Source organism: Actinophytocola sp. (assembly GCF_050699915.1).
GTDB lineage: Bacteria > Actinomycetota > Actinomycetes > Mycobacteriales > Pseudonocardiaceae > Actinophytocola.
The window spans coordinates 21,181-36,797 of record NZ_JBOHGA010000014.1 but is presented as its reverse complement, the minus strand read 5'-3'; the positions used below and the strand labels follow the sequence as shown (position 1 = coordinate 36,797).

Here is a 15,617-nt window from a genome sequence, read left to right as displayed (position 1 = left end):
ATGGGCGAAGGTTCCTTCCACCTCGGGGTCGAGCTTCGAAACGGGGTCGGTCATTCAGCCTCCTTGGACGGCGGTGAGGATCTCGACGTCGGCGCCGTCGGCCAGCACGGTCCGGCCGTGCTCGGCGCGTGCGCACACCTGGCCGTCGACCGCGACCGCGATGCCCGTGGCCGGCGTGCCGAGCGACGCGAGCAGCCCCGCGACCGTGACGCCGTCGGGCACCTCCCGCGCCGTGCCGTTGACCCGCACCCGCAACGTGCTCACCTCCGAGTAGGACAGTGCCGAGCGGGATCCGCGGCGAGGACCTGCGCCGGCGGGTCCTCGCCGGCGACCATCGCTCGCACCGCGGCCGCGGTGATCGGGGCGAGCAGCAGGCCGTTGCGGTGATGCCCGGCGGCGACCAGCACGCCCGGCTCCAGCCAGCCGACCAGCGGCAGGTTGTCCCGGCTGCCGGCCCGCAGCCCGGCGGCGGTCTCGGTCAGGCCGAACTCCGCGATGCCCGGCATGACCCGCTCGGCGTCGGCGAGCAGGTCGAGTACGCCGCCGACCGTGACCTCCGTGTCGAACCCGGCCTCATACTGCGTGGCGCCGAGCACGAGCTCCCCGCCCGGGCGCGGCACCAGGTACACCGGCCGGGACTCGACCAGCGCACGGAGCGTGTGCGTCAGCGGCACAGCGCCCGTGCGCCCCCGCAGCCGCAGGATCTCGCCCTTGACCGGCCGCACGAGCGTGTCCAGCGCCGGGTGCAGCGCCGCGCTCCAGGCTCCCGCCGCGATCACCGCCGTGTCGGTCTCGATGGTCCCGCCCTCGACGTGCACCACCCCCCGCTCGACCGACTCGACGCGCCGCGAGTCGAGCACGACCCCCGCCCGCCTGGCCGCGGTCACCAGGCTGCGCAGCAGCTCGCGGTTGTCCACCGCCAGGTCACCCGGCACGACGAGTCCACTTCGGACCCCTGGGCCGATGGCCGGCTCCCGGCCGCGCAGCTCGCGCCCGGTCAGGCGCTCGACCTCGCGACCAAGCGACGCCAGGTGGTCGGCCAGGACGTCGAGCTGGGCGGCGTCCGCGGCGTCGACAGCGGCGACCAGCGTCCCACCGGTCAGCAGCCGGACGTCGAGCTCGGCCGCGTACTCCGGCCAGAGGTCCAGGGAGGCGACGCCGAGCTCGAGCAGCGCCTCCTCGCCCGGCCAGGACTCGGTGACCGGGGCGAGCATGCCGCCGGCCACCCAGGACGCGCCCCGCGCGGGCGCCGGGTCGACCAGCGTGACGTCGTGCGACTCGGCCAGCCGCCACGCGACCGACAACCCGATTACGCCGCCACCCACGACGACGATGCGATGACTCACAGCACATCACGCTCCCTGCGCCGGCATGATCCGGATCAGGTACGACGGTCGGGATCGGCGGATCCCCTCTCAGCCCGGTACCTCCGGACTCCCGTGCGGACCACCATCCACGGTAGCGCACCGGATAGCGTGACGGCGTGCCTGGACTCGACGCAACGGCCATCCGCCGGCGCCTCGCGGACGCGCGGCTGTACCTGTGCACGGGCCTGCGACCGGACCTCGCGGAGTTCGCCGACGCGGCGCTGGCCGGCGGCGTGGACGTGGTGCAGCTGCGGGAGAAGTCGATCGAGGCGCGCGACGAGCTGGCCGCGCTCGCGGCGCTGGCCGAGGTCTGCGCACGGCACGGCGCGCTGCTCTCGGTGAACGACCGGGCGGACGTCGCGCTGGCCGCGGAGGCCGACGTCCTGCACCTCGGCCAGGACGACCTGCCCGTGCCGTTGGCCCGCCGCATCCTCGGCGACGACGTGGTCATCGGCCGCTCGACGCACGACCGCGAGCAGGCCACCGCGGCCGCGGTGGAGCCGGGAGTCGACTACTTCTGCACCGGTCCGTGCTGGCCGACGCCGACGAAGCCGGGCCGGCCGGCGCCGGGCCTGGACCTGGTCCGCACCACCGCCGAGCAGCGTCCGGACCGCCCGTGGTTCGCGATCGGCGGCATCGACGAGGCACGCCTGCCGGAGGTGCTGGGGGCGGGGGCGACCCGAGTGGTCGTGGTACGCGCGATCACCGAGGCGGCGGACCCCCAGACCGCCGCCTCCCGCCTGGCCGCCGCACTGCGCTGACCTGGGACGGAAAAGAGCGGCGGACGGGCCGGCAGGGTTCGGCCCGTCCGCCGCTGGGCACAAGGCCCACTGGGGAGAGATCAGCCCGTGTACAGGGTGAGCCCGTAGCGGCTCAACACCTCGGGAACCGGCTGGTAGAACGTCGTGCCGCCGGAGCTGCAGTTGCCGGAGCCACCGGAGGTCAGGCCGACGGCCTGCACGCGCGTGCCCGAGCCCGGGTTGGTGACCAGCGAGCCACCGGAGTCACCCGGCTCCGCGCACACGTTGGTGCGGATCATCTGGCTGACGCAGCCCTGGGGGTAGCACACCGTCTGGTTCGTGGCGGTGACGCTGCCGCAGCGCCAGCCGGTGGTCGAGCCGGACCGGCAGACGCCCAGGCCGGTCGAGGCGGACCGCGGACCGGTGACCGTCACGTCGCTGCCGGACGAGTAGCGGTCGACCAGCGGGGTCGACACGGCGGAGGCCGACGTCACGCGGATGATGCCGTAGTCGTTCGTCGGGAACGACGTGCCCGCGCGGGTGCCGATCGTGCCGCCGACGCCGGACCAGTTGGTGCCGATGTTGGTGCAGTGGCCGGCCGTGATGACGTACCGGGTGCTGCCCGAGCGGGCGTTGAAGCCCAGCGAGCAGCGCGAGCCGCCGGTGGTGATCGCCTGGCCGCCGATCAGGTTCCAGACCGGCTTGTACGCCTCGGACACGTGCTTGATCTTCACCGCGCCGGCACCGGCGCTGGAGGCCCACTTCGCGACGTTGACGTCGGAGCCGTGCACCTCGACGACCAGAGATCTGGTCGTCTTGTCGACGTACCAACCAGCCACTGAACTCGGCCGGGTCTCGGCCGACTTGTCCAGCGTGACCTGGGCAGCGGACAGGTCCGCCAGGGTGGGGGCGGCGGTGTCCGCACCCGCCGTCGCCGGGCTGGCCAGGGACAGGGCCACACCGGCGGCGAGCAGGCCTGCGCCTGCCCAGCGCAGGATGGAAGTGCGTTTCATCAGAGGTACTCCCTCGACTTGGGTAGCAGGGAACCCGAAAGCGGCAAGGGGATGGATCCGCTCCCGGGGCAAGAGGGATCTCGGTTTCTTGCCATCCGTATGGATGACGCTGATGAAACTATGTTTCGACGTTGTGTTCGGATATCGCCCGTTCGGGGACAACAGTTGCCATTGTGAGCGCAGTCACGCTACTAACAGTTAGCCAGTTTGTCCGTTTGGAGGCACCGTCACCGTGCCGGTCGGCTCGCCGCCGGTCGTGGTCTCGGGCGCGGTGGTCTCGGGCTCGGTCGGTTCGGTCGGCGGCGCAACGGGCTCCTCGTTCTCGCTGGTCGGCGGGTTCTCGGTGACCGTGACCGTCGACGGATCGGTTGGCGTCGTCGTCGACTCGCGGGTCGCCGGCGGCGCCTGGTCGCGGTCCTGGCCGCCGTCCTGCTGTGTCCGGACGATGCCGCCGACCGTGGTGCCCTTGTCTCCGGACAGCGTCTCACCACGGATCGCCTCGACGCCGGTGACCACCAACATGCCGACCATGAACGCCAGCACGCTCGCCGCGATCAGCGCGGGCCAGCGCAGCTTGCGCCGCGACTCCTCGTCGGGTTCCTCGACTGACTCGAGCTTGGTCGTCGCCTGGTCGAGCGTCGACTGCTCGGTCTCCGCCTGCTCGGTCTCCGCGTGCTCGGTCTCCGCGTGCTCGGTCGTCGCGGGCTCGGTCTCCGTCTCCGCCTTCGCGGAATCGGTTTCGGGTTCGTCGGTCTCGGGTTCCTCGGTCCTCGCCTTGGCCTCGGCCGCTGTCTCCGGTCGCTCCTCGAGGAGCGTCACGCTGGTGCCGCCGGCACGGGCGACGACCAGGTTCCGGACGCTCTGCACGCCCTGTCTCGTGCGTTGGATCGACCTCAGGTAGAGCGCGCCGCCCACCGTGGTCACCATGCTCGCGAGGCCCGCGCCGATGACGGTGCCGGCGACGCCCATCGTCGAGCCGAGGACGGCAGCAGTGATGGCGGCCAGCGCGCCTGACAAGACCTGACTGAACCGGATGCTCTGGGTGTCCTGCTTCTCGCTCATGATCCTTATCTGGTCGGGGCTTCTGTGGGTTCCCAACGTGGACGACGTACGTGTTGCTCCCCCGGTTGGCTCATCGTGAGCAGTACCACAATCCACTATGGACAGTGCATACTCGTGGAGTGGACTTGATTACCGTCGAGGAGATCATCGCCGCCGCCGAGCGGGTGGCGGACACCGCGGTGCGCACACCGCTATTGCCTTGCCACTGGGCGGATCCCGACCGTCCACTGTGGCTCAAACCGGAGAACCTGCAGCCGATCGGAGCGTTCAAGGTCCGCGGCGCGGCCAACGCGATGGCCCGCATCCCGGAGGATGTCCGGCCGCGCGGGGTGGTCGCCTACTCGAGCGGTAACCATGCGCAGGCGGTCGCCTACGTGGCGAAGCGGTTCGGGGTGCCGGCGACCATCGTGGTGGAGGAGAACACGCCGGCGATGAAGATCGAGGCCACCCGCGAGCACGGCGCCGAGGTGGTGATCGTGCCGATCACGGAGCGGGAGGTCGTGGCCGAGCGGCTGGCCGCCGAGCGGGGCGCGACGCTGATCCCGCCGTTCGACCATCCCGACGTGATCGCCGGCCAGGGCACGGCCGGCCTGGAGATCGCGGCCGACCTGCCCTCGGTGGAGCTCGTGTTGGTGCCGGTCAGCGGCGGCGGCCTGGCCTCGGGTGTGGCGACGGCGATCAAGGCGCGGTGCCCCGGCGCGAGGGTGTTCGGCGTGGAGCCCGAGCTGGCCGGCGACGCGGCCGCGAGCCTGGCCGCGGGCCAGCAGGTCCACTGGCCGGCGACGGACCGAACACGGACGATCGCCGACGGCCTGCGGGCCGAGCCGTCGGAGCTGACGTTCGCCCACCTGCGCAAGCTGCTGGACGGCATCGTGACGGTCTCGGAGGACGAGATCCGCTCGACGGTGGCGCTGCTGGCGCACCGAGCGCGCCTGGTAGCCGAACCCAGTGGTGCGGTCGCCACGGCCGCCTACCTGCACCGAGCCGCCGACCTCCCCCGAGGCCGCACAGTGGCCGTGGTGTCGGGCGGCAACCTCCAGCCCGCCGACCTGGCAAACCTCTTGGGTTGAGAGCGTGGAAGGACGCCTTGCAGACGTTGAACGTCCGGAAGGCGTCCTTCCTCGCATTAACCCCGGAAAGGGATGATGTGGGTCGGTGGGCCGACGATTCCGCAGCTCAGGCACTCCCCAGGGCGGGGCGCGTCCGCGGGCTCGCCCGTCCGCCCGACGGGTACCGGCTCGCCCGGACCCGCCTTGGCAACCGCCGGCTCGCGGGCCGGTTCGGCCGGAGCCGGCTCCGGCGTCGCGCGCGGTTCGGGGACGGCCGGGCCCAGCACGTCGTTGCGGACGCCGAGTGCCACTAGCCCACCCGCCACACACAGGCCGGCACACAGCCACATCGCCATCTGCCAGCCCTCGGTCAGCGCCACCGGGTCCGCGTACGCCGCTCCGCTCAGCCCGGCCGCCGCCGGCAGCACCGCCACCGCCAGGAGCCCGCCGGTCCGGGCGATCGCGTTGTTCACCCCGGACGCCACGCCCGCGTGCCGGTCCGCGGCCGACGCCAGCACCGTCGCGGTCACCGGGGCCACCACCGCGACCAGGCCGAGCCCGAAGAGCACCGTCGCCGGCAGGACCACCAACCAGTACGACGCACCCGGCGTGACCTGCGTGTACCAGATCATCGCGACCGCGATCACCATCGGACCGAGCACCAGGAACCACTTCGGCCCGAACCGCTGCGCCGCCTTGCCCGAGCGCGCCGACAGCAACAGCATCAGCACCGAGATCGGCAGCCCGGACAGCCCGGCCACCGTCGGCGAGTAGCCCAGCGAGGTCTGCAGCTGCAGGACGAACAGCATCATCACGCCGCCGAGCGCCGCGTAAACCACGAACGTCAGCGCGTTGGCGACGGTGAACGTGCGGTTCGCGAACAGGTCCGGCGGCACCAAGGGATCGTGCGCACGCCGCTGCACCAGCACGAACGCGACCAGGCACCCGACCCCGACCACGACCGAGCCGAACACCAGCGGATCGCCGAACCCCCGCGCCGGCCCCTCGACCAGCGCCGCGGTCACCCCGGCCAGCCCGAGCGCGCCCAGCACCGAGCCGAAGACGTCCGGGTGCCCGCCCATCTGCTGGTCACAGGACTCCGGCACGTACCGCCGGGTGTACCAGACGCACAGCAGCGCGATCGGCACGTTGATCAGGAACGCGAGCCGCCACGACCACACCTGCACCAGCACGCCGCCGACCAGCGGGCCGACCGCGCCGGCGATCCCGCCGAGCCCCGACCACGCGCCGATCGCCCGAGCCCGGTCCGACCGCACGAACGACGACTGGATGATCGCGAGCGCGCCCGGGGTGAGCAGCGCGCCGCCGATCCCCTGCAGCACCCGCGCCGCGACCAGCATCTCCGTCGAGAGGGCCAGCCCGCACAGCACCGAGGAGACACCGAACCAGGCGACCCCGATCAGGTAGACCCGCCGCCGGCCGTAGCGGTCGCCCAGCGAACCGGCGATCAGGATCAGCGCGGCCAGCGACAGCAGGTACCCGTCGAGGATCCACTGCAGGCCGGACACCGAGGCGCCGAACTCCTCGCCGATGCGCGGCAGCGCGATGTTGACCACCGTGCCGTCGAGGAAGGCCATCCCCGTGCCGAGGATCGTCGCCACGAGAACGCCGCGCGCCGCCGGGCTGCCCCAGCGGACATCCCCCAGCGTCTGCGCCGTGGTCATGAGGGCTGCGTCGACGGGCCGCTCCGCCTCATGGCCGATTCAGCTCCGCGACGAACTTGTACCGGTCACCGCGGTACACCGAACGCACCCACTCCACCGGTCGCTCCGTCATGTCGTAAGAATGCCGCGAAAGCAGCAACATCGGCATCCCGACGTCCGCGCCGAGCAGCTCCGCCTCGTGCGGGCCGGCGAGCGCGGTCTCGATCGTCTCCTCCGCGTGGCCCATCTCGACGTCGTAGCGCTCGCGCAGCACCTGGTACAGCGAGCCGCCCGCGGAGACGTACTTGCGCAGGCCGCGAAACCGGCCGAGCGGCAGGTGCGAGGTCTCGATGGCCATCGGCTCGCCGTCGGCCAGGCGGAGCCGCTGCATGCGGAGGATCTTCGCGCCCGCGCGGACCGCCAACAGCGAAGACAGCTCGCCCTCGGCCGGGATCTCCGCGATGTCGAGCAGCCGGGAGGACGGCTCGCGGCCCTGCGCGCGCATGTCCTCTGTGTACGACGACAGCTGGAGTCGTTGCGCCACCTTGGGTTCCGCGGCGAAGGTGCCCTTGCCCTGCACGCGCAGTAGCCGGCCTTCCACCGTCAGGTCGGCCAGCGCCTGCCGGACGGTCGTACGGGACACGTCGAAGTCGGCGGCCAGGGAGCGTTCGGTCGGGATCGGCGAGCCCGGCGGCAGCGAGCTGAGCAGCTCCAACAGGTGCCGCTTGAGCCCCCAGTACTTGGGCTCGCGCAGCGCACGACCGGTGTCGGGCTCTTCCGCGGCCGACGTTTCCAGCATGGCTCCTCCAGACGACGACTTCCCTGTTACAGGATGCCTTCCCAAGCACCGGCGGCGCGATCACACCCTCCGGAATTGGGAATACCGTTACTCCCGTGGCGCCGGACCACCCTACAGCGATAGCATGATTGGTCTAGACCTAGCTGGCGCATCTGGAGGGACGAATGGCCGTTGCGGGCGAGCGGATGGCCGCGGAGATCGCCGAGCAGCCGGCGGTGTTCGACGCGATCGTCGCGCGGCGGGCCGATCTCGCGGCGGTCGCCGAGCGCCTCATGGCACCCCGGCCGCGGTTCGCGCTGCTCGCCGCGCGGGGCTCGAGCGACCACGCCGCGTTGTACACGAAGTACCTGATCGAGGTACTTCTCGAACTTCCGGCCGGACTCGTCTCCCCGTCCACCACCACCCTCTACGGCGCCGAGCCGGACCTGACCGGCGTGCTGTACGTGACCGTCAGCCAGAGCGGCGGCTCGCCCGACCTGGTGGAGGCCACCAAGGCGGCCCGCCGCCTCGGTGCGCTGACCGTGGCGGTGACCAACACCCCGGGCTCGCCGCTCGCCGAGGTCGCCGAACACGCGGTGCACCTCGGCGCGGGCGAGGAACGCGCGGTCGCCGCGACCAAGACCTACACGGCCACGCTGCTCACCACCTATCTGCTCGTCGACGCGGCGCGCGGCGGTTCCGGCGAGGCAGCGGCGGGCCTCGGTGAGCTCGCCGCGGCGACGCTGGACGGGTCGGCCGCCGCGGTGTCGGCCGCCGCGGCGCGCTACCGGGACATCGAGCGCGTGGTGACCACCGGGCGCGGCTACTCGTCGGCCACCGCGGCCGAGGCGGCGCTCAAGCTCGCCGAGACCAGCTACCTCGGCGCCCGCGCCTACAGCGGCGCCGACCTGCTGCACGGCCCGGTCGCCGCGATCGACGCCGGCACCGGCGTCGTGGCGGTGACCAGCAAGGGCCACGGCGGCGAGGCGATGCGCGACGTCGTAGCGGCCGTCGCCGATCGCGGCGCGGAGGTGCTCGCGGTCGGGTCGGCGGCCGGCGAGATGCCCGCGTCCGCGCGGATCGACGTGCCCGCGACGGCCGAGGAGGTCGCGCCGATCATCGAGGTCCTGCCACTGCAGCGGCTCGCGCTGGAGCTGTCGCTGGCCCGCGGCGGCGACCCGGACCGACCACGCGGTCTGTCCAAGGTCACCCGAACCCGGTGACCGCACCGGTGTAGAGCCCTACACTCTCCGAGGTGCGAAGGACGTCGTTCGCCCGCTGGCCGTGTTCCGTCGCAAGAACCATGGACCTGCTGGGCGACCAGTGGACGCTGCTCGTGCTCCGCGAGGCGTACCACGGGGTTCGCCGGTTCGACCGGTTCCAGGCCTCGCTCGGCATCGCCCGCAACACGCTCACCGAGCGACTGGACCGGCTCACCGGCGCGGGCCTGCTCGACCGGGTCCGCTACCAGGACCGGCCGGCTCGCTACGAGTACCCGCTGACCGAGATGGGCCGCGACTTCTTCCCCGCGCTCGCCGCGATCATCCGCTGGGGCGACACGTGGCTCGACGGCGGCGCCGGCCCGTTCACCCTGCTGCGCCACGCCGAGTGCGGCCGGCACACCGCCGCCGAGGTCCGCTGCGCGGACTGCGGTGGCACGCTCGACGCGGACGGGGTGACTTTCGAGCCCGGACCCGGTATGTCCACTGTGGAAGGACCCTCGTGACCTGTGTCGTCGGGGTCGACGCCGGCGCCACGTCCACCCGGGCGCTCGCGGTTCGGTTGGACGGCAGCGTCGTCGGGCGCGGGTCCGCCGGCGGCGGCAACCCCAACTCGCATCCGCCGGAGATCGCGGGCAAGCGGGTCGCGGAGGCGGTCCGGGACGCGATCACCGGCGGCGGCGAGGTCCTGGCGTGCGTACTGGGCATGGCCGGCGTCAGCAAGTTCACCGACCCGGAGGTGGTCGAGAGCTACATCTCGACTCTGCGGCAGGTGGGCGTCGACTGCCGGATCGAGATCGTGAGCGACGCCGAGGTGGCGTTCGCCTCGGGCACCGCGGAGCCGGACGGCGTGGTGCTGATCGGCGGCACCGGCTCGATCGCGGCCCGCATCGTGGACCGGCAGCTGACCTCCTGGGTCGGCGGCCTGGGCTGGATGCTCGGCGACGAGGGCTCGGCGTACTGGATGGGCCGCGAGGCGGTGCGGGTGACGTTGCGGCGGCTGCAGGTCGGCGAACCACCGAGCCCGCTGGGCGAGGAGGTGCTCCGGGCGTCGTTGCCCGGGCGCACCTCGGTCGGCCTGGCCCGCCTCGCGAACCGCCTGATCACCGCGGCGAACGCGGAGCCACCGATCCGGCTGGCCCGCTTCGCCGAGACGGTCAGCGAGTACGCCGCGACCGACCCAGTGGCGGCGCGCATCGTCGAGGAGGCGGCGGAACTGCTGGCCCGGCTCGCGATGGACGCCCGGACCGCGGACGAGCGCTCGCCGATCGTGCTCGCCGGCAGCGTGGTCGGCCCGGACAGCCCGGTCGGCGTGGCGCTGCGCACGACGCTCGCCGGCTACACGCCGGTGCCGGTGACGTTCGCGCCGGACGGGACCGTCGGCGCGGCGTGGCTGGCGGCCCTCGAGGTCGACCCGGAAGCGCCCCGGCCTAGAACGGAACCCTGAGGACGATCGCGGTGGCGTTGTCCTGCCCGCCGGCGACGTCCGCGGCGGCCAGCACGCGCTCGGCCATCGCGCTCGGCTCGATGTGCAGGCGCAGGATCTCCCGGATGCGCGGATAGGGCACCTGGTCGGCGACGCCGTCGCTGCACAGCAGGTACACGTCGCCGGGCGCGGAGACGACGCTCAGTACGTCCGGCTCCGGGCGGGCGGCGTGCCCGACGTAGCGGGTCAGGTGGTAGCGGGCGGCCTCGGCCTGCGGCGAGTCGAGCGGGTACAGCCCGTGCGCCACGCCGAGCCAGGCCATCGTGTGGTCGACGGTGAGCAGCTCGAGCAGGTCGTCGCGGAAGCGGTAGACGCGCGAGTCACCGAGCTGCACGACCCAGAGCGCATCCTCCTCGCCGGCGAGCAGCGCGGTCAGCGTGCAGCCGGCCAGGCCCACCGCGTGCCGGCCGATCTCGGCGACCTGGTCCTGCGCGGCCGCGACCGCGTCCCGGATGGTGCCCGGCCCGATCTTCCCCCGAGCGGACCGGATCCCCTCGACGAACGCGTCCACAGTGGTGCGTCCGGCGAGCGCGCTCCCGTCGGTGTCCCCCATGCCGTCCGCGACGACGGCGAGGAGCGGGTCGAGGTCGAGATGCGCGACGTCGAAGTTCGCCCGGTAGCGACGACCGACCTCGCTAGCGAACGCCCCAGTTAAGCCAATCACGTCCGCATCCTAGGGTGTCGGAGCCCCGGATGGTCCTGCGGAATTTCTCGCTTGAGGACGAAAGCGCTGGCAGCGACGGTAAGTGCGACCAGCGGCCAACTGAGCGCGATCCGGGCGACACCGAGCGCGACCACCCAGCCCGACCACCACAACAGCCCGAACACGATCACTCGCAGCGTGTACTGGCCGACCCAGACCCAGCTCGCCCGGCCGTACGCGCGCACGAGGTCGGGGTCGCGGCGCCAGCGCGTCCGCTGCCCGATGACCAGCCCGACGACCACCCCGAGCAGCGGCCAGCGGACGAGGATGCTGACCGCCCACGCGAGCGCACTGGCCACATTGGACAGCAGCTGGACGAGGAAGAAGTCCTGCGCGCGGCCGGTGTAGAGGGCGACGAGCGCGCCGGCGGCGACCGCGGCGACGCTCGCGAGCACGGCGGTGACCCGGCCGCCGCGGCGGAGCCGGATCGCGCCGACCAGCGCGCCGGCCACCACCGCGGCGAGCGCGCCCCAGCCGATCGACTGGCCGGAGACGAGCCAGCCGAGCACGAAGACGGCCGGCGGGATCGACGCGTCGACCGCGCCGCGCCGGCCGCCGAGCAGCTCGCGCAGCGGCTTCTCGGTCGCCTGGTCGGTCACGGTGCCCAGCCTGCCTCATGCCCTCCGAGTTAGGTAGCCCTTACTAGCGGAAGGGTCGACAACGCCGATGCGCGACGCGTCGGCGAGCGCACCGCGGTCGACGTGCCGCTGCGGCGCGAGGCGCCGTCGTCGACCGCTTGGTCCGAATTGGACAGTCGACTGCGGACGCGCGCGCACCGCGGGTCTCGTGAGTCCGTTTCGCCCCAGTTCGGGCCCGACTGTTGTAACGGGGTGATCACGGCACGAAGCAGTCTGTCCGGAATGCCCGCACGAAGGTTGAGCCCTGGTAACCGACGGTGGCGTAGGTGGGGAACAACACGGCATCCTGACGGTTTAGAGGGATGGGGAGAGGGGAGGGGGAACCGTGCCAGGGTTGTCGAGCTGGGTGGCCATCGGGGACAGCTTCACCGAGGGACTGAGCGACCTCGGACCGGACGGAACCTACGTGGGCTGGGCCGACCGCCTCGCCGCGACGCTCGCCGTGCGGGATCCGGACTTCAGGTACGCCAATCTCGCGGTGCGCGGCAAGCTGTTGCGGGAGGTCGTCGACGACCAGATACCGATCGCGCTCCAGGCCGCACCGGACCTGGTGACGGTCTGCGCCGGCGGCAACGACCTGATCGTCCCGGGCAGCGACATCGACCAGATCGCGGAGGTGTTCGAGCAGGCCGTCGTCACGCTGCGGCAGGCAGGTTGCGAGGTCGTCGTGTTCACCGGGCCGGACCCGAACAAGCAGCCGGTGGTGCGCCGCGTGCGGGGCAAGGTGGCCATCTACAACGGGCACCTGCGGGCGATCGCCGACCGGCACGGGGCCAAGCTCGTCGACCTGTGGGCGATGCCGGTGCTCGTCGACCTGCGCGCGTGGAGCGACGACCGGCTGCACTTCTCCACCGAGGGCCACCGGCGGATCGCCTTGCGCACGGCGGAGGTGCTCGACGTGCCGGTCGCCGAGGACTGGCGCGTGCCGCTGCCGCCGGTCGACCCGACGCCGTGGATCCGGTCCCGCCAGGCCGATCTCGCGTGGACCCGCGCGCACCTGTTGCCGTGGGCACGCAGGCTGCTACGCGGCCAGTCCTCGGGCGACGGTCTGCATCCGAAGCGACCGGAGCTGCAGCCGCTCGCCGACCAGAACCCCGACAACGGCCGGGCGGCGGCAGTCTAGAAACCTAGAGCAAGGCCGAGAAATGCGAGAACCGGCCGGCACAGTCCCCCATCCGCGCCGGCCGGTTCGCGGGCAGCACACCCCCACGTTGGTAGTGCCGCCCCGGCGCTCGCATCAGGCTCCGGGACGCCGAGCACCGCGCGCAGCGTGCCATTCGAGTGAGCCGGACTGCTAAACGTTCGCTAAACGACCAGGCGAACCGTCCGCCCGATCACCACCGGGCCGAGCGCCCGGGTGCCCTCGGAGAACTCGCTCGCCATCCGCGCCAGCCGGACGATCTCCTGGTCCTGCCCGGTCTCCAGCCCGGACTCGACGACCGCGAGCAGGTTCGCCCACTCCTGGTCGATCCAGTCGACCGCGTCCGCCGGCGAGGAAATCGGCACCCGCGGCGCGTCCGGGAACTCCTCGCTCACGCGCGGTTCGTCAGAAACTCCCGAGCGCAGCTGGCTTTTCGCCAGATCCGCACCTACCAGGTAGTAGCGCCGCAGCCGGGCCCGTGCGGCCACCTTGTCCACGTCGGACAGCTCCTGCTCGGCGAGCTCGTGGGCGTGCAGCCGGACGAGGTCGTGCATGAGGAACACGTCGCGGCTGGTCTCGGTGACCACGAAGGACCCGGCGAGCGTGCGCAGCCGGCGGCGGGCCTGGTCGACCTCCACCCCGCACAGCGCCGCGACCGGGTACGGGCCGATCATGGTGCCGGGGAACAGGCCCAGCAACCGCACCGTCTCCGCGAGCTCCGGGCGCAGACCGCGGTAGGTCACGTCCAGCGCGGCGCGCACGCTCGTGTCGGCCTCCTCGAGGTCCAGGGCGGAGAGCCGGCCGCGCTCGTCGGCGAGCTCCTCCACGAGGTCCGCGATCGTCCACTGTGGACCGCCGGTGAGCCGCGCGCCGGCGATGCGCAGCGCCAGCGGGAGGTGCCCGCACAGCCGGGCGAGCTTGCGCCGCAGCTCCCGGTCGCGGCCCTGCGCGGGCGTGCCCGCCATGTGCTCGAGCAGCGCCTCCGCCGCGCCGGCCGCGAGGGTGCCCAGCACCTGCATGCGCGCACCGGTCCACGCGACCAGCGCGTCCAGCCGCACCCGCGTGGTCACCACGACGAGCGAGGCCGAGGCCGCCGGCAGCAGCGGGCGGATCTGCTCGGAGTCCCGCGCGTCGTCGAGCACCACGAGCACCCGGCGGTCGGCCAGGATCGACCGGTACAGCGCGGCGCGCTCGTCGACCTCGACCGGCACGTCCTCCACGCCGACGCCGAGTGCGAGCAGGAATCGGGTCAGTACGTCGCCGGCCGAGGCGGGCGCGTGCTGCGGGTCGAAGCCGCGCAGGCTCGCGAACAGCTGGCCGTCCGGGAACCGGTCGGCGACGCGGTGCGCCCACAGCACCGCGAGCGCGGTCTTGCCCATGCCGGCCGGCCCGGCCAGCACCGCGATCGCAGGCTCGACGGGCGTGGTGTCGGTGGGCGTCTTGTCGGTGGGCAGCAGGCGGGTGAGCCATGCCAGCTCGTCCTCGCGGCCGGCGAACCCGGACGGCGCGCGCGGCAGCTGCGCGGGGACCAGCACGCCGATCCGCGGCGCGATCACCGGTTCCGGCGAAGGTTCGAGCAGGGTGGTGTCGTCGCGCAGCACTCGCAGGTGCAGGCCGCGCAGCTGCGGGCCGGGGTCCATGCCGAGCTCGTCGGCGGCGCGGTGGGCCAGGCGTTGGTAGGCGGCGAGCGCGGTGGCCCGGCGGCCGGAGCGGTAGAGCGCGAGCATGAGCTGGCCGACGAGCCGCTCGCGAAACGGTTGCTCCACGACCAGCGAGGTCAGCTCGCCGATGATCTCGTGGTGGCGGCCGAGCTCGAGGTCGGCGTCGATGCGCGCCTCGAGGACGGCGAGGCGTAGCTCGGTCAGCTCGGGCGCGGTGAGCCGGCCGCCGAGGTCGGCGAGCGCCGTGCCGCGCCAGAGGGCTTGCGCCTGGCGGAGCAGCTCGGCCCGGCGGACCGCCGACGTGCCGCGGGTCTCGGAGAGCAGCGAGCGCGCGATCGTGACGTCGATGAGGGCCTCGTCGACCTCGAGCCGGTAGCCCGGCGGGGCGGTCGCGATCCGGACGTCGACACCCGCCGCGGCCTCGGCGAGTCGTTGGCGCAGGCGCGAGACGTAACCCTGGACCATCGTGCGCGCGCTGGCCGGCGGCTCGTGCGCCCAGAGGACGTCGACGATCCGGTCGAGCGGCACCACCTGGTTCGGTTCGAGAAGCAACATCGCGAGCACGCCTCGCATGCCGGTCCCGCCGAGCGGCACGTCCCGGCCGTGAGCCAGCACCTGCACCGGACCGAGCAGGCAGAACCGAAGCCCGGCAGCCGTCGCGGCGGCTCGTGAGCCGTCGTGGTCGGCCACGGGTCACCACCCCCAGTTATCGCCGGGCGTGCCCGTTCGCCCGGCTGATATGTGCACAAGGTACGGGCAAACCCGCCGCGAAAGCGATCTCCAACGGGCGCGCGTCATCCAGATGGCCTAACGCACTGCTGCCTGCCGGTGACCATCGGCTACGTCGAGGCCGGTCCACCGACGACGCACCGGTTGGCGTCGGACTGCCGGCCTCCAACCCCCAAGATTCCAGCCCACCCCCTGACGATCCCGCCCCACCAACGAGTCATCGGGTGCACGGTCCAACTGGGTCCCTGCCCCTGTGGACAACTTCCACAGTCGCGGGGGCCCCCCGCTTTCCAGTCTATTCGGCGGGTCTGACGGTTTCGGGGCGTCGCGGGTGGGCTGTGGACGAACGGCCGGTGCGAGTGGAGC

15 protein-coding genes and 1 riboswitch are annotated in these 15,617 nt (G+C 72.7%); of the genes, 6 read left to right on the top strand and 9 right to left on the bottom strand.

Translation table 11 applies throughout. The features are described from left to right. Positions 1-54 precede the first annotated feature (54 nt). Both thiS and thiO read right to left on the bottom strand, forming a co-directional pair. The gene (gene thiS / locus ACRDSK_RS04540; RefSeq protein WP_431438622.1) at positions 55-264 is read right to left on the bottom strand and encodes a sulfur carrier protein ThiS; all 210 of its coding nucleotides are present in this window, start codon (positions 262-264) and stop codon (positions 55-57) included. Then, complete coding sequence (gene thiO / locus ACRDSK_RS04535) at positions 261-1,346, bottom strand: glycine oxidase ThiO (protein ID WP_431438621.1); 1,086 nt, start codon at positions 1,344-1,346, stop codon at positions 261-263. The genes thiS and thiO overlap by 4 nt, the downstream gene beginning before the upstream one ends. Next, a riboswitch (TPP riboswitch) is annotated at positions 1,342-1,451 on the bottom strand. Its footprint overlaps the gene before it by 5 nt. 32 nt (positions 1,452-1,483) lie before the next feature. On the opposite strand from thiO, the gene thiE reads away from it, so the two are divergent. Then, complete coding sequence (thiE, locus tag ACRDSK_RS04530; RefSeq protein ID WP_431438620.1) at positions 1,484-2,128, top strand: thiamine phosphate synthase; 645 nt, start codon at positions 1,484-1,486, stop codon at positions 2,126-2,128. 80 nt (positions 2,129-2,208) lie between these two features. Here thiE and ACRDSK_RS04525 read toward each other — a convergent pair whose 3' ends face one another. Both ACRDSK_RS04525 and ACRDSK_RS04520 read right to left on the bottom strand, forming a co-directional pair. Continuing rightward, the gene (locus ACRDSK_RS04525; protein ID WP_431438619.1) at positions 2,209-3,120 is read right to left on the bottom strand and encodes a S1 family peptidase; all 912 of its coding nucleotides are present in this window, start codon (positions 3,118-3,120) and stop codon (positions 2,209-2,211) included. A 198-nt stretch (positions 3,121-3,318) separates the two neighbouring features. Then, positions 3,319-4,182 carry a hypothetical protein gene (locus ACRDSK_RS04520; protein WP_431438618.1) on the bottom strand — a complete coding sequence of 288 codons (864 nt, stop codon included), beginning with the start codon at positions 4,180-4,182 and terminating at the stop codon, positions 3,319-3,321. A gap of 119 nt (positions 4,183-4,301) precedes the next feature. Between ACRDSK_RS04520 and ACRDSK_RS04515 the strand changes: the two genes are divergently transcribed. Then, positions 4,302-5,252, top strand: coding sequence for a threonine ammonia-lyase (locus tag ACRDSK_RS04515; protein WP_431438617.1), 951 nt, complete (start codon positions 4,302-4,304; stop codon positions 5,250-5,252). 56 nt (positions 5,253-5,308) lie between these two features. On the opposite strand, the gene ACRDSK_RS04510 is transcribed toward ACRDSK_RS04515, so the two are convergent. Next, positions 5,309-6,916, bottom strand: a complete 1,608-nt coding sequence (locus ACRDSK_RS04510) for a DHA2 family efflux MFS transporter permease subunit (RefSeq protein ID WP_431438616.1) — start codon at positions 6,914-6,916, stop codon at positions 5,309-5,311. 28 nt (positions 6,917-6,944) lie between these two features. After that, positions 6,945-7,694: a GntR family transcriptional regulator gene (locus ACRDSK_RS04505; RefSeq protein ID WP_431438615.1), complete on the bottom strand. Its 750-nt coding sequence runs from the start codon at positions 7,692-7,694 to the stop codon at positions 6,945-6,947. 164 nt (positions 7,695-7,858) lie between these two features. On the opposite strand from ACRDSK_RS04505, the gene ACRDSK_RS04500 reads away from it, so the two are divergent. The 3 genes from ACRDSK_RS04500 to ACRDSK_RS04490 are packed head-to-tail and all read left to right on the top strand — an operon-like array spanning position 7,859 to position 10,340. Beyond that, positions 7,859-8,896 carry an SIS domain-containing protein gene (locus tag ACRDSK_RS04500; RefSeq protein WP_431438614.1) on the top strand — a complete coding sequence of 346 codons (1,038 nt, stop codon included), beginning with the start codon at positions 7,859-7,861 and terminating at the stop codon, positions 8,894-8,896. Between the two features lie 32 nt (positions 8,897-8,928). After that, positions 8,929-9,399, top strand: coding sequence for a winged helix-turn-helix transcriptional regulator (locus ACRDSK_RS04495; protein WP_431438613.1), 471 nt, complete (start codon positions 8,929-8,931; stop codon positions 9,397-9,399). After that, entirely contained in the window at positions 9,396-10,340 is a 945-nt protein-coding gene (locus ACRDSK_RS04490; protein ID WP_431438612.1) for an N-acetylglucosamine kinase, read from the top strand. The genes ACRDSK_RS04495 and ACRDSK_RS04490 overlap by 4 nt, the downstream gene beginning before the upstream one ends. On the opposite strand, the gene ACRDSK_RS04485 is transcribed toward ACRDSK_RS04490, so the two are convergent. After that, positions 10,324-11,043 (bottom strand): PP2C family protein-serine/threonine phosphatase, encoded by a 720-nt coding sequence (locus tag ACRDSK_RS04485; protein ID WP_431438611.1) that lies wholly within the window; start codon positions 11,041-11,043, stop codon positions 10,324-10,326. The genes ACRDSK_RS04490 and ACRDSK_RS04485 overlap by 17 nt on opposite strands. Further along, positions 11,040-11,681, bottom strand: coding sequence for a DUF3159 domain-containing protein (locus tag ACRDSK_RS04480; protein WP_431438610.1), 642 nt, complete (start codon positions 11,679-11,681; stop codon positions 11,040-11,042). The genes ACRDSK_RS04485 and ACRDSK_RS04480 overlap by 4 nt, the downstream gene beginning before the upstream one ends. Positions 11,682-12,045: 364 nt before the next feature. On the opposite strand from ACRDSK_RS04480, the gene ACRDSK_RS04475 reads away from it, so the two are divergent. Next, on the top strand, positions 12,046-12,843 hold the full coding sequence (locus tag ACRDSK_RS04475) for an SGNH/GDSL hydrolase family protein (protein ID WP_431438609.1): 798 nt from the start codon (positions 12,046-12,048) through the stop codon (positions 12,841-12,843). Between the two features lie 182 nt (positions 12,844-13,025). Here ACRDSK_RS04475 and ACRDSK_RS04470 read toward each other — a convergent pair whose 3' ends face one another. Further along, positions 13,026-15,212, bottom strand: a complete 2,187-nt coding sequence (locus tag ACRDSK_RS04470) for a BTAD domain-containing putative transcriptional regulator (RefSeq protein ID WP_431438608.1) — start codon at positions 15,210-15,212, stop codon at positions 13,026-13,028. Positions 15,213-15,617: the final 405 nt, after the last annotated feature.

Excerpts from the sequence above, each read along its gene's own strand:
- ACRDSK_RS04525 (WP_431438619.1), bottom strand. The coding sequence starts at position 3,120 with ATGAAACGCACTTCCATCCTGCGCTGGGCAGGCGCAGGCCTGCTCGCC.
- ACRDSK_RS04520 (WP_431438618.1), bottom strand. The coding sequence starts at position 4,182 with ATGAGCGAGAAGCAGGACACCCAGAGCATCCGGTTCAGTCAGGTCTTG.
- ACRDSK_RS04510 (WP_431438616.1), bottom strand. The coding sequence starts at position 6,916 with ATGACCACGGCGCAGACGCTGGGGGATGTCCGCTGGGGCAGCCCGGCG.
- ACRDSK_RS04505 (WP_431438615.1), bottom strand. The coding sequence starts at position 7,694 with ATGCTGGAAACGTCGGCCGCGGAAGAGCCCGACACCGGTCGTGCGCTG.
- ACRDSK_RS04500 (WP_431438614.1), top strand. The coding sequence starts at position 7,859 with ATGGCCGTTGCGGGCGAGCGGATGGCCGCGGAGATCGCCGAGCAGCCG.